General features: G+C 59.9%; 10 protein-coding genes and 1 pseudogene. 7 read left to right on the top strand and 4 right to left on the bottom strand.

Annotated elements, in window-relative coordinates; genetic code table 11:
* Positions 1-246 (top strand): annotated as a pseudogene (locus ACWTU8_RS31230) (DNA polymerase/3'-5' exonuclease PolX); the annotation flags it as partial.
* Positions 247-800: 554 nt separating this feature from the next.
* On the opposite strand, the gene ACWTU8_RS31225 reads toward ACWTU8_RS31230, so the two are convergent.
* A complete protein-coding gene (locus tag ACWTU8_RS31225; RefSeq protein WP_455851167.1) occupies positions 801-2,105 on the bottom strand; it encodes a cytochrome-c peroxidase in 1,305 nt (434 codons plus the stop codon).
* 254 nt (positions 2,106-2,359) lie between these two features.
* Positions 2,360-2,671: a winged helix-turn-helix domain-containing protein gene (locus ACWTU8_RS31220; protein ID WP_455851170.1), complete on the bottom strand. Its 312-nt coding sequence runs from the start codon at positions 2,669-2,671 to the stop codon at positions 2,360-2,362.
* A gap of 248 nt (positions 2,672-2,919) precedes the next feature.
* Between ACWTU8_RS31220 and groES the strand changes: the two genes are divergently transcribed.
* On the top strand, positions 2,920-3,216 hold the full coding sequence (gene groES / locus ACWTU8_RS31215; RefSeq protein ID WP_455851166.1) for a co-chaperone GroES: 297 nt from the start codon (positions 2,920-2,922) through the stop codon (positions 3,214-3,216).
* A gap of 65 nt (positions 3,217-3,281) precedes the next feature.
* A complete protein-coding gene (groL, locus tag ACWTU8_RS31210) occupies positions 3,282-4,946 on the top strand; it encodes a chaperonin GroEL (protein ID WP_455851165.1) in 1,665 nt (554 codons plus the stop codon).
* Positions 4,947-5,282: 336 nt separating this feature from the next.
* On the opposite strand, the gene ACWTU8_RS31205 is transcribed toward groL, so the two are convergent.
* Complete coding sequence (locus tag ACWTU8_RS31205) at positions 5,283-5,879, bottom strand: cold-shock protein (RefSeq protein WP_455851164.1); 597 nt, start codon at positions 5,877-5,879, stop codon at positions 5,283-5,285.
* A gap of 569 nt (positions 5,880-6,448) precedes the next feature.
* On the opposite strand from ACWTU8_RS31205, the gene ACWTU8_RS31200 reads away from it, so the two are divergent.
* Positions 6,449-7,858: an NAD-dependent succinate-semialdehyde dehydrogenase gene (locus ACWTU8_RS31200; protein WP_455851169.1), complete on the top strand. Its 1,410-nt coding sequence runs from the start codon at positions 6,449-6,451 to the stop codon at positions 7,856-7,858.
* A 541-nt stretch (positions 7,859-8,399) separates the two neighbouring features.
* Here ACWTU8_RS31200 and ACWTU8_RS31195 read toward each other — a convergent pair.
* Positions 8,400-8,714 carry an antibiotic biosynthesis monooxygenase family protein gene (locus ACWTU8_RS31195; RefSeq protein ID WP_455851163.1) on the bottom strand — a complete coding sequence of 105 codons (315 nt, stop codon included), beginning with the start codon at positions 8,712-8,714 and terminating at the stop codon, positions 8,400-8,402.
* 1,706 nt (positions 8,715-10,420) lie between these two features.
* Between ACWTU8_RS31195 and ACWTU8_RS31190 the strand changes: the two genes are divergently transcribed.
* From ACWTU8_RS31190 to ACWTU8_RS31180, 3 genes are read left to right on the top strand one after another with little or no spacing between them, the layout of a single operon-like run.
* A complete protein-coding gene (locus ACWTU8_RS31190) occupies positions 10,421-10,837 on the top strand; it encodes a type IV toxin-antitoxin system AbiEi family antitoxin domain-containing protein (protein WP_455851162.1) in 417 nt (138 codons plus the stop codon).
* Position 10,838: 1 nt separating this feature from the next.
* Entirely contained in the window at positions 10,839-11,033 is a 195-nt protein-coding gene (locus tag ACWTU8_RS31185) for a hypothetical protein (protein WP_455851161.1), read from the top strand.
* Positions 11,034-11,064: 31 nt separating this feature from the next.
* Positions 11,065-11,952: a nucleotidyl transferase AbiEii/AbiGii toxin family protein gene (locus ACWTU8_RS31180; protein ID WP_455851168.1), complete on the top strand. Its 888-nt coding sequence runs from the start codon at positions 11,065-11,067 to the stop codon at positions 11,950-11,952.
* Positions 11,953-12,385 lie beyond the last annotated feature (433 nt).

Genomic DNA, 12,385 nt, shown 5'->3' with positions numbered 1-12,385 from the left:
GTCGCTGTCGAAATCAACGCACATCCTTGGCGACTCGACCTCGACTGGCGCTGGCATCAAAAGGCACTCGATCAGGGCTGCATCTTCAGCATCAATCCGGACGCTCATTCGATCCGCGAGCTCGACCACATGCATTGGGGTGTCGAGATGGCGCGCAAGGGCGGTGTCCCTGCGAAGCGGGTCCTGAACGCGATGCGTTTGACGGCCCTCCTTGCGCATCTCGCACGTCGCAGGCAAACTTCCTAACCTGCTTGTGCGCCCGGGCTATCAGCGCAGGAGTCCGTCATTCTCAAAATCTTCCCAGCCGCGCAAACTGGAGTGCGAGTTCTCATCGGGGCCATAGCCAGCCTGCGGGCGCCGCGCGGCCGAAGCGTTGAACGCCTTCTTGGCGACCTCGAGGCCAGTTCACTGCTCGTTCGTCTCCTGGGATCGCTATGACCGATTTGTCGGCGACTGCCTGCGCTCAGATGGTGCTAACCTGTCCGCCTGGATGGTCGAGCACGGCCAGGCCCTGGATTGGCCCCGCTACAGCCACGGCGCGTACGCACAGCAGCAATCGAATCAGACATGCGATGAAGCAAACTGGTTTCTCGCAAACTGCTCATGGGGAGGCAAGTTGGACCGAGACAAGGACGGTATCCCTTGCGAATCGGTTTGCTAGGGAAAGCTCGTTCGTCGCCTGTGACTTGGCGACCGGCTCGGGCCATCGCGCTTTTTGAACTCGCAGTAAAGGCATCCTAGAGAGCCGGTCGCGGAGGCAAACGGCGGCTGGCAATCAACGCATCACCAAACTCATGCGATCACGGCGCTGGCCGAGGTGTCGTGGCGACGCTCGGCGGCAGGATCGGGTAAGTTACCTGCGGCTGGTCTCCGCTTAGTGTCCGCAAGAAGGCGACGATATTGGAGACTTCGTCAGCGGCCAATCGGGTGCCAAGCTGGGTGGTGCCCATCACCACCACCACCTCCTCGAGGTCCCACGCTCGGCCGCGATGGAAGTACGGGGCAGTGAGTTCGACGTTTCTTAAGCTAGGGACCTTGAAGACATATTGGTCCTCCAACTCTCCTGTCACCCGTTTGCGACCTTCATCGTCGGGCGGCAGGAAGTCCCGGCCCGGCTTCTCGACCACGCCAAAACGAGCGTACATGCCGCCGCCCATATTTATGCCGTTATGGCAAGAGGAGCATCCCTTGTGGATAAAAAGCCCGAGGCCTTTCTTCTCTTCAACGGTGAGCGCTTTTTCGTCACCCTCGAGATATCGATCAAACGGCGCATTGGGCGTGGTCAGCGTCGCCTCGAAGACGGCAATCGCCTTCCCGATGTTGTCGTAGTCGAGAGGATCGGTTTCATCTGGGAAGGCTTTGCGGAATGCCTCTACATAGCCTGGAATGCCCTTGAGCTGGTCAACGGCGTGCTCAGGGGTGCTTCCCATCTCGATCGGGTTGGCGATGGGCCCGCCGGCCTGCTCGATCAGGTCGATCGCCCTACCGTCCCAAAACTGAGTGGTGTTGAACACTGAATTGAGCACAGTTGGCGCGTTGCGGCCGCCGCGCTGCCAATTGAAGCCAATTGAGGTGGGGCGGCCATCAGCGCCGCCGCGCCCGATTTGATGGCAGGTGTTGCAGCTGATGTTTTGCGCCTCCGAAAGTCGCGGCTCGAAATAGAGCATCTTGCCCAGTTCGACCTTCTCTGCAGTCGCCGGATTGCCCTCAAGGGCAGGCGGGTTCTTGGGAACTGGGCTGAACAGCGATTTCGCTTCGTCGAGCAGATTGTCCTGCCCGATCGCCATTGAGGTGAGCAGACAAGATCCGAGTGCAGCAAACCGAAAGTTCCATCCAATCGCCAAACAAGCCTCTCCTTTTCCAAACCCGATCCTGCGCGCCAAATGAGCGCGCTTTCCCATCATTAGCGGTTGAGGCGTCCTCGGCAGCATCTGCAGCGTCGCGATGGAGAGGAGCAAAAATCGAGCCAAAGGCGCAGAAGAAATTGGACAAGTGTTCCAAACGGCTTTCGGCCCGAGCCGGGTGCAAATCGACCAAGGCAGCGTTGTGGCCCGGACAAACCCGACAATGGGCGTTGCCCGGTGCATGCCGACACCGGTCCACACGATCTTATGTCCGTGGCTGCCACAATGGCCACGCGCGCAAGCATCAGTTAACGCTTCTGATCGGGCGCCCTCCGCGGAAGAGCTACTCGGTGTCTATCGCCCGCAAAGCCGGCCACGGTAGCCGGCCAGGCAGACAACATAGTCGCGCCTCTCCGGTAACACTCCTTGAGTGAACCACATACGCTGAGTGGTTGGTGAAGCACGTGATAGACTACAAAGGAAGGGCGCCGCCTTAGCGGCGCGTCCTCAGCTCCTCAACGTCCACGGCGCTGTCGAAAACATACCCGGCGCCGCGCTCGGTGCGGATATACTGCAGGGCCGAGGGTGTGCCAGCTTCGGCGAAGGCGCAGGATCAGCACGTCGATGCTGCGGTCATAGACCTCTTGATCATAGACCCTGGTGGCCTTCAGAAGCTGCTCGCGCGAAAGCACCCGGCCTGGGTTCTTGAGGAAGGCCATGAGCAGGTTGAACTCACCCGTAGTGAGCTTTACTTCAAGATCCGTCCCTCGACGCAAGCGGCCGACGTTTCGTGCTGACTTGCCAGTCATCGAAATTAAAGAGCGCATTTCGCTCACGCCCCGCCGCCGCCTCTGTGGGGGTATAGATGCAAGAAATGAGCCTATACTCCTGCTCCTTCTGAAGAACGATATAGGCCCTCAGCTCACGTCCCTTCGGCTCGGTTTCACCGTTCTTCGCGCCTTGACTTGCAACCGCCAACCGCCTATCCACCCCCTTGTTAGCACTCGGCCTCGGTGAGTGCTAATCGCGCTCCGGCAACGGGGAACCGTTCAACATCCTCACCAGGGAATCCAAAATGGCACGATCGAAATTCCGCCCACTTCATGACCGTGTGGTCGTTCGCCGGGTCGAATCCGAATCCAAGACCGCTGGCGGGATCATCATCCCGGACACGGCAAAGGAAAAGCCGCAGGAAGGCGAGATCATCGCCGTCGGGTCCGGCGCCCGCGACGAAGCTGGCAAGCTGGTCCCGCTGGACGTCAAGGCCGGCGACCGCATCCTGTTCGGCAAGTGGTCGGGCACCGAAGTCAAGCTCAGTGGCGAGGACCTTCTGATCATGAAGGAATCCGACATCATGGGCATCATCGGCTGATATCGGCCCTACCCTCACCTGAATCTCATTTTCGGGCTCGATTGAAGCCCTGCCAGGAGCTAACCATGCCCGCAAAAGACGTAAAATTCTCCCGTGACGCCCGCGAGCGCATGCTGCGCGGTGTCAACATCCTCGCCGACGCGGTGAAGGTCACGCTCGGCCCCAAGGGCCGCAACGTCGTCATCGACAAGTCGTTCGGCGCCCCGCGCATCACCAAGGACGGCGTCACCGTCGCCAAGGAAATCGAACTTGAAGACAAGTTCGAGAACATGGGCGCGCAGATGGTCCGCGAAGTCGCTTCGAAGACCAACGACATTGCCGGCGACGGCACCACGACTGCGACCGTTCTGGCGCAGTCGATCGTCCAGGAAGGCCACAAGTCGGTTGCCGCCGGCATGAACCCGATGGACCTGAAGCGCGGCATCGATCTGGCCGTCACCGAAGTGGTCGCTGCTCTGGGCAAGACCGCCAAGAAGATCAAGACCTCCGAGGAGATCGCCCAGGTCGGCACCATCGCCGGCAATGGTGATGCTTCGGTCGGCTCGATGATCGCCGAAGCGATGCAGAAGGTCGGCAATGAGGGCGTCATCACGGTCGAGGAAGCCAAGACCGCCGAGACTGAGTTGGAAGTCGTCGAAGGCATGCAGTTCGACCGCGGCTACCTCTCGCCCTACTTCGTCACCAATGCTGACAAGATGGTTGCCGATCTCGAGGACGCCTACATCCTCCTCCACGAGAAGAAGCTCTCCAACCTGCAGGCGATGCTGCCGGTCCTCGAAGCCGTCGTGCAGACCTCGAAGCCGCTGGTCATCATCTCCGAAGACGTCGAAGGCGAGGCCCTGGCCACGCTGGTCATCAACAAGCTGCGTGGCGGCCTGAAGATCGCTGCCGTCAAGGCGCCGGGCTTCGGTGATCGCCGCAAGGCCATGCTGGAAGACATCGCTATCCTCACCGGTGGCCAGGTCATTTCCGAAGACCTCGGCATCAAGCTCGAGAATGTTGGCCTCAACATGCTCGGCCGCGCCAAGAAGGTGTCGATCTCCAAGGAGAACACCACCATCGTCGACGGCGCCGGCAAGAAGGCCGAGATCCAGGGCCGCGTTGCCCAGATCAAGCAGCAGATCGAGGAGACCACCTCGGACTACGACAAGGAGAAGCTGCAGGAACGTCTCGCCAAGCTGGCGGGCGGCGTTGCCGTGATCCGCGTCGGCGGTGCGACCGAAGTGGAAGTCAAGGAAAAGAAGGACCGCGTCGATGACGCCCTCAACGCGACCCGCGCGGCCGTCGAAGAAGGCATCGTTGCCGGCGGCGGCGTCGCACTGCTGGGCGCTTCGGCCAACATCAAGGTGACCGGCGTCAACGCCGACCAGACCGCCGGCATCAACATCGTTCGTCGTGCACTGCAGGCTCCGGCCCGTCAGATCGCGGCCAACGCCGGTGCGGAAGCATCGATCGTTGCCGGCAAGATCCTCGACAACGCGAGTGCGACCTTCGGCTACAACGCCCAGACCAGCGAATATGGCGACATGATCGCCATGGGCATCGTCGATCCGGTCAAGGTCGTGCGCGCGGCTCTGCAGGACGCGGCCTCGGTCGCCGGCCTGCTCGTCACCACCGAAGCCATGATTGCCGAGGCTCCGAAGAAGGAGTCGGCTGGCGGCGGCATGCCGGCTGGCATGCCTGGCGGCGGAATGGGCGGCATGGGCGGCATGGGTGGTATGGATTTCTAATTCAACCTATCAGCCTTCAGATACGGAAAGGGCGGCAGCGATGCCGCCCTTTTCCTTTTGCGTTTTGTCGATGGGGGCCGTCATAGTTATGGCAGTTCCATCGAGGGGGCCCGTAGACCCTTCGCTGATGCAAACAATTTTTTGTGCATTGCAATATATTGCTCGATGGGTATGGTTTCGCTGTCGGCCATCTACTCTTCCCAGATGCGATGCCGGCTTTGAAATGCAGCGCACCTCCTCCCGCGCTGTTTTCGATATCGGCCCGCTGCTATTTCCTCCCGGCAGCGGGCCGTTTGCGTGAGCGATAGGTTTCGCCCGATGGCCCGCTTGCTGGCTTTAAGCCATGCGGATGCTCTGGACTTCCAGGCCCTTCTTGCCCTGCCCGCATTCGACAAGCACCTTTTGCCCCTCCACCAGCCTGCTGAGGCCAGAGCGGACCAACGCCGTGGCATGAACGAAGACATCCTTCCCGCCATCTTCAGGAGCAATGAAGCCGAAGCCCTTTTCGGGATTGTACCACTTGACTGTGCCCGCGCTCTCGATCGATCCGCCCGCTGCAGGGACGGATCCTTCAGAACCACGGACATGTGGCGAAGTTTTCGCGGCCTCGCCAATCTCCAGCACGTGGGACACCTGAGGACCCTTTGGCCGCTCTTCGACGGTGACCTTGAGACGCGCTCCCTCAGAGACACTGCGGTTTCCGGCTGCCTCTAGTACTCTGCTGTGCAGGTAGGCATCCCTGCCATCCAAGAGTTTGACGAAGCCAAATCCTTTGGTCGCGTCGAACCACTTCACCTCGGCGTTTACAGGGTCTGCGATTACCGGTGGCGGCCGTTGAAAATAGCTGGGCTCGGGAGCCCGTTCAGAAAAAGAATCGGGCTCGTCCTCGTCTCGATCCCGGCGTGGTTTGCGATGGTCTCTGTATCTGCTCATGATCGTCTCGGCTGGCATAGCGAAGGCTTACGCCGCTATATCTCCATCGGGCGACGCGTTTGTGTCAAATGTTCTTGATGGCGTAAACCTCCCTCTGTCGATTCGATTACAGTCCCCTGGTTTGTAATCGGCTGCGGATAACGGCCATGGGTCGTCACGGGCAAGGTGTTCGGTGACATCGATACGGGAGCCGTGCTGTTTCCCGATGGATCGCCGCATCGTCAAAACCATCGCCTATCATGACAACTTGTCAGCCCCAATGGGCCGAGAACGGCAGACCGCTCACGACCTGCTGCAACGCGGAGCTCAACAGGCGTTTTTTTCGTTAGGACTCGCTGTTGCGCCGCGCCTCCTTTGCCGGAGTGGCAGCTTTTTCTTCCGGCTGTAGATTGACGGTGGGTCTACTCGCCGTCCATCCGAGGCTCTATGTGAAAAGCGCGCCGTGCGGGATAGACATCGGCAGCCTGCTAATCGACACCTTCGTCGCGTTTAGGAAGCCGAAATTGCCTCTATGCCTACCGCTGACCCGCCACCTGAAAGCCCCGGACCTGTTCGGCGCGATCGACCATATGCCATCGCCTGCGGGACCGGCTAGCGAGGGTTCATTTAGGGTTTTCAATCCATCGACCGGCGAATTGCTGGCTGAGCTTCCCGACATGGGCGTCGAGCAAACGCGAGCCGCGATCGACAAGGCCTATGAGGCGCAGCCTGCATGGGCTGCGTTGACCGCGCGGGAGCGCAGCGACATACTTTGGCGGTGGCACCAGCTGATCATTGACCACGCAGACGACCTCGCTGCAATTCTTACCGCAGAGATGGGCAAGCCGCTTGCCGAGGCAAAATCGGAGGTGTCGCATGCGGCCGCGTACCTGCAATGGTATGCCGAGGAGGCCAATCGCATCTACGGCGAGACGATCGCAGCGCCATCGACAGACCGCCGCATGCTGGTGATCAAGCAGCCGATCGGCGTTGTTGGCACGATCACGCCATGGAATTTTCCAGCCTCGATGGTGGCACGCAAGATCTCGCCGGCCTTGGCCGCGGGCTGCACAATCGTGCTCAAGCCCGCTGAGCAGACCCCGCTTGTTGCGGGCGCAATGTTTGCCCTCGCCCACGAGGCTGGCTTTCCCGAAGGCGTCGTCAACCTGATCTTCGCTTCCGAAGGCGATATGATTGGCCGTGAACTGTGCTCCAATGCCAAGGTCCGTAAGATCAGCTTTACCGGCTCGACCGAGGTCGGCCGGCTGCTCATGCGCCAGTGTTCGGATCAGATCAAGAAAGTCAGCCTCGAGCTCGGCGGCAACGCGCCTTTCATCGTCTTCGACGATGCCGACCTCGATGCCGCAGTGGATGGTGCGATCCAGGCCAAGTTCCGCAATGCCGGTCAGACCTGTGTTTCCGCGAACCGCCTTTATGTGCAGGCGAGCATTCATGATGAGTTTGTCGTCAGATTCGTGGAAAAAGTCCGCCACCTTTCGGTTGGCGACGGCTTCGATCCGGGCGTGGCTATCGGACCGCTGATCGACAGGCATGCCTTAGCCAAGATCGAAACCCATATCGCGGATGCCGTCCAAAAAGGGGGCACGGTTGAATGCGGGGGCAAGCGCATCGGCAAAGTGGGGACGTTCTTCCAGCCGACGGTGCTCACTGATATCTCCAGCGCAATGGCCATCGCGCAAGAGGAGACATTCGGGCCGTTGGCTCCGATCATTCGCTTCGAAGATGCAGAACAGGTCATTCACGAGGCCAACGACACGATCTACGGACTTGCCGCCTACTTTTATGCGTCCAATCTCAAGCGTGTCTGGCGCGTGGCCGAGGCGCTCGAATACGGAATGGTCGGAATCAACACCGGCCGAATGTCCTCGGAAGCGGCCCCCTTCGGTGGGATAAAACAGTCCGGCATCGGACGGGAAGGCTCCCGTCACGGGCTCGAAGACTACCTTGAAATTAAATACCTGTGCATGGGTGGCATCTGAGCACGTACGAAGGAATTTGGCGCACGAGCTCTCTCAAGCACTCGGCCAAAGGCGGCTGCGCCTGAAAGATGGACGGTATAGGCGCTCTTGCGCTGCCGAACGGCGTCTGTCTTCTGCGGAAGGTCGGGCGTCTAGAGCGTAGGGTGCACTGTGAGGCCTAGTTGGGTCGTAGCTCAGTCTGGCTTTTGGCCCGAGTGATATGTTATTTTCGGTACCAGCCGTTCGGACTCCGGCCGATCGAGGTCGATCGACAAAAGGCCGTTCGCTCCGCCGCGGTCACCCGCACGACGTCGGCCAGCACTATCTTTGGCTTGCGATTGAGGGGACCGGTCGAGCGACTTGGTGCAGCCACATGGAATAAGACCAATGCGCGTGGTCGCGGGCTTCCCGGTCACCTACATGGATCGGCGCGCTTGAACATCGGCGATATCTACGCGGCCGAGGCGGCAAATGTCGAGGCAGGCACGCAAGCGCGCGGCGCGATCGACGGCCGCGGGCGGCAATGCCAACCTGGTGGCCGCTGCATAGACTAAGTCGGTACTTACGCGCCCTCGACGACGGAGAAGCCCTCGAACTGCGGGTGACCGAGGTAGTGGACTTTCGTCGTGTCGAGATTCCTGTGGGCGGCGAGGAAATTCTCCGATCTGGTCCAGGCGACGAAATCGTCGTGGGTTGCCCACACTGTGTGCGAGGCAAACAGCGTGTAACCTTCGGTCTCGCTGACCGGGCCGCGCAGCAAATGGAATTCTCGGAATCCCTTTATCTCGGCAAGGCTGGAATCGCGGTTTTTCCAGACGGCCTCGAAGTCGGCCTCCGAGCCGTTCTGGACCTTGAAGCGGTTCATGGCGATGTACATGGCGGTTCCTTCATTCCGGATGTTGTGGTTGGCGTGGGAGCTTGACCTGTTCAAAATGGGCCGGCTTTGGCCTCCAGCGAAGCAGTGTCTTGAGCCCCAGAGCTACACGTCACGACCTTGAGGATTAGGTGGCATGAGCCGTCCTAGCGCGAGGAGCAGTCCGTTATCGCCTTCGCACCGCAGCGTCTCATGGCCCTCTCTTGCAATGCCCACTACGCTTTCGACCTGCTCGCGATCGTCGAACTCCGGACGACCCTGTGTTTCCATGCGAAGCAACCCGCATCAGCTATACCCGTCCCTGGATGTTTGCCCGCTGTCATGTTCGTTCGCCTGCATTTTATTTCATCGAGGCGAACACCTCGCCTAGACGCGGCGAGCCTCGCTGTGTGCCAAGCAACCGTCGTGCCATCGTAGAGGTGGTGGGAGAGGACCGGATATTTCGTGACGCGCGGGGTGAAATACCAGCGCGTCGGTGTGTCGGGTCTCGGACATAGACGTTACCGGACCCGGCTGGATGTCAGAGTAAGGGATCCAATTCGGGCCGCGCCAAAGCCTCATCGCGCCTTTCAATCAGAGAACCTGAGATCGGCGTCCGGGTAAGGAAAGAAAGCAAAGCAGCGGGCACGGAGACCTAGCACCTAAGAAAGCTACGCGACCGACTGCCAGCTGGCGGTTCGCACCCAAAAGGCAACAGTCACGAAACCGCTCTGCAGTCCCTGGCGGCCGCCGTGGTCGGCCGTCGCTGGCTTGCTGATGGCGCAGATCTGGGTGCTTGGCATCGCCTGGAGGATTTCGGAGCTCGAGCGCAACCGCCGCTGGGGAACCTTGTTGCGCCCTTGTGTGCAGATAGCCCCCCTTCGATCGCCATATTAGTCGAGGCCGCAAAGCTCCAAAAACTCGTTCGTGAAGCGAATGCCACTCCCATCACGTTCAATGCCTGGGTCGTAGGTGAAGACCGCGATATCTAACTTGGCGAGGCGGCGACAACATCTTCATGGGGGCGTCCAGGTAGGAGAAGGATCCTCTCATGCCCCGCGATTGCCGGTATCAACGCTGGATAAAGATGCAGCTGCCCGGCGCCTGTGTGAATGTCGGCAGCAGTCGCTCCCGATTTGATCTCTATCAGCAACGGACGTTTCCCCGGTCGGTTGCATCGACTTCGTAACCGAGCGAATGGCCTGGCTTTTCCATCTTGATATCCCGTTCTAGCAGCCGTTCCTGCAACGCGAGCCATACAAATCCCTGCTTTCGGGAGACGATTTTTCCTCTTGGGGCCCGGTTGGTCCGATCACATAGGTTCCGCCCTTCTCGTCGGCACCAAGCCGGTAACTGACATCTTCGGCTCTCGGTGCAGGAGAACTCGTAGACCTTGCCAGTGCGCAGGCTCGCACGAACCGCCCTGTCATTGATCGATTAAGATCTGATTTCTCGTCGAGCGCAGCCACCAAGAACCAGCCCGCTCGATTCCAGTTGGCGATACTTCGACATTAAGCGGCGTCAGCCCCGTCCTTGATGCGAACGCGGAAGGTGAGACTCCCTTCTCGGTCTCGCCGTTCTTCCGAAGTAGGCCTTGCCTCGCGCACCGCCTCTGATCGGAGGCTGCCGTATCCACGGCGGCTCTCGAAGAGGGCATTAGCAAATTAGAAAACGTGATCCTGTTATTTTTTGTCGGCACTTCCCCTATAATCTTCTACAAAAGATAACTAATGACCGACCACCATATGACCTTTCGTGAACGTGCTCTTAGCCTGACCAAAGATCTCGGGATTGCGCGCGCCCGTGACTTCAAGGCTGCCGGCATTCCCCTAGTGTATCTAAGGCGCCTGACCGAGGCCGGCGACCTGGTTCGCCTCGGTCGCGGCCTCTATCAAGATCCCGATCGCGTCGGGGAGGATGCCGCGCACGATCTGGCGGAAGCCAGCCGGCTCGTGCCTCACGGAGTGATCAGCCTGATCAGCGCACTTCGGCAGCATGGGCTAACCACTCAGCTGCCTCATGCAGTTTGGATGACCATTCCACACAAGGCCCGCACGCCGCACAAAGGCCTCCGGCTCGAAATCGTCCGCGCAATCGGTGAAGCGCTGACTGCGGGCGTAGAGCATATCCGCGTCGAAGGCGGTTGACGTGCCGATATACGGGGTAGCGAAGACTGTCGCCGACTGCTTCAAGCACCGCCGCAACGTTGGTGAGGACGTCGCCATCGAAGCGCTGCGCGAATCTCTGCACCAACGAAAGACCACACCGAGCGAACTGATGAAGTTCGCCGCTATCGATCGCGTCGTCGGCCGAATGGAGCCTTTGATCAAGGCGATCCAGTGACCGCTAAGATCGTCAAAAATCTGGATGTTCGATCAGAGCCCGACTGCTCAATCATGCCAGGCAACACGGTGATGACTACCAGCGCGTCCTGACACGCTACGCAATCGAACGCCTGCCCTTTCGCCTCAGCAAAACCGAGGCGGCCGCTCGCTATGTGCTCAAGGGCGCCATGCTGTTCGTCACCTGGCCGGAGCACGTATTTCAGCCAACCGGGGATCTCGATCTGCTCGGCGAGGGCAGTCCCAACCCCGTATCTATCGCCGAACTGTTCGTCCGCATCTGCCAAGTTGAAGCGCCCGATGACGGTATCAAGTTCGACGCAGACAGCCTCAAGATCGAGGCAGTTCGCGAAGCCGACAAATATCAGGGTGCCCAGCTAAGTCTGACGGCGGACTTGGCTGGCGCGAAAATTCACGTGCAAGTCGACATCGGCTTCGGCGATCATGTCTATCCGTCGCCAAAGCGAGGGACCTTTCCCAGCCTGCTGCCGAACCTGCCGGAGGCAAGCGTGCTGATGTATCCCCCCGAAACAGTGGTCGCGGAGAAGTTCGAGGCCATGATCCGCTTTGGGGAAGTAAACGGCCGGATCAAGGACTTTTACGACATCTGGGTCACGACCCGCATCTTTCCCTTCGACGCGTCGAACCTTGTCGAAGCGGTCATCGGCACGCTTCGGCGCCGAGAGACTGCCATCCCCACCGTAATGCCCGTTGGTCTGACAGAGGCTTTTGCAGCGATTGTAGAGGATCGCGGTCTTTGGAGCGGCTTTCTTCGCCGCAACCCACCGACTCTCAAACCGCCGAGCTTTGTGGAGCTCCAAGAAGAATTGCGACGCTTCTTCGGTCCCATTATCGATAGTCTTGCGTCCCCGGAGAATGCCCGCGGCCGTTGGAATCCCGATGGCGGAACTTGGCTCTAAGGCGCAGAAACACCTGCGGCCATCGCCAGTTTGCCTTCACTGCGCTCAACGCCCACAATTTGCCGGACGATACTCAGTGATGGCGCGATCCCTCTGCGTCGCTTGCCGCCGCAGCCGAGGCGAAGAAGGGCGCCCGGAGTGGAGCACCTTCGAAGGAATGGCGACTTCGGGGATCTTCGACCACAGTCATGAACGGCGCGAATTGCGCGCGAAGCGGTCAATGGCGATGCCACCTATCTCGAGAACGCGCCGACAACGATGCCACTTGAATTACCCGAGCTCGTGGATCGCCACGTTGGGAATGACCGCCTTGTCAGCACGCCAAGGGCCATGCTGTCGACCGCGTGGCGAGCTTGGCGCCGACGGCGTCCACGTCGACTGAATCTGCTGACAATGAGGACTTGTAGGATCCCCCAGTAGGCGAAAACCCATG

The sequence above is a fragment of the Mesorhizobium sp. BHbdii genome (genome assembly GCF_053848045.1).
This window is presented reverse-complemented; position numbering and strand designations above follow the sequence as displayed.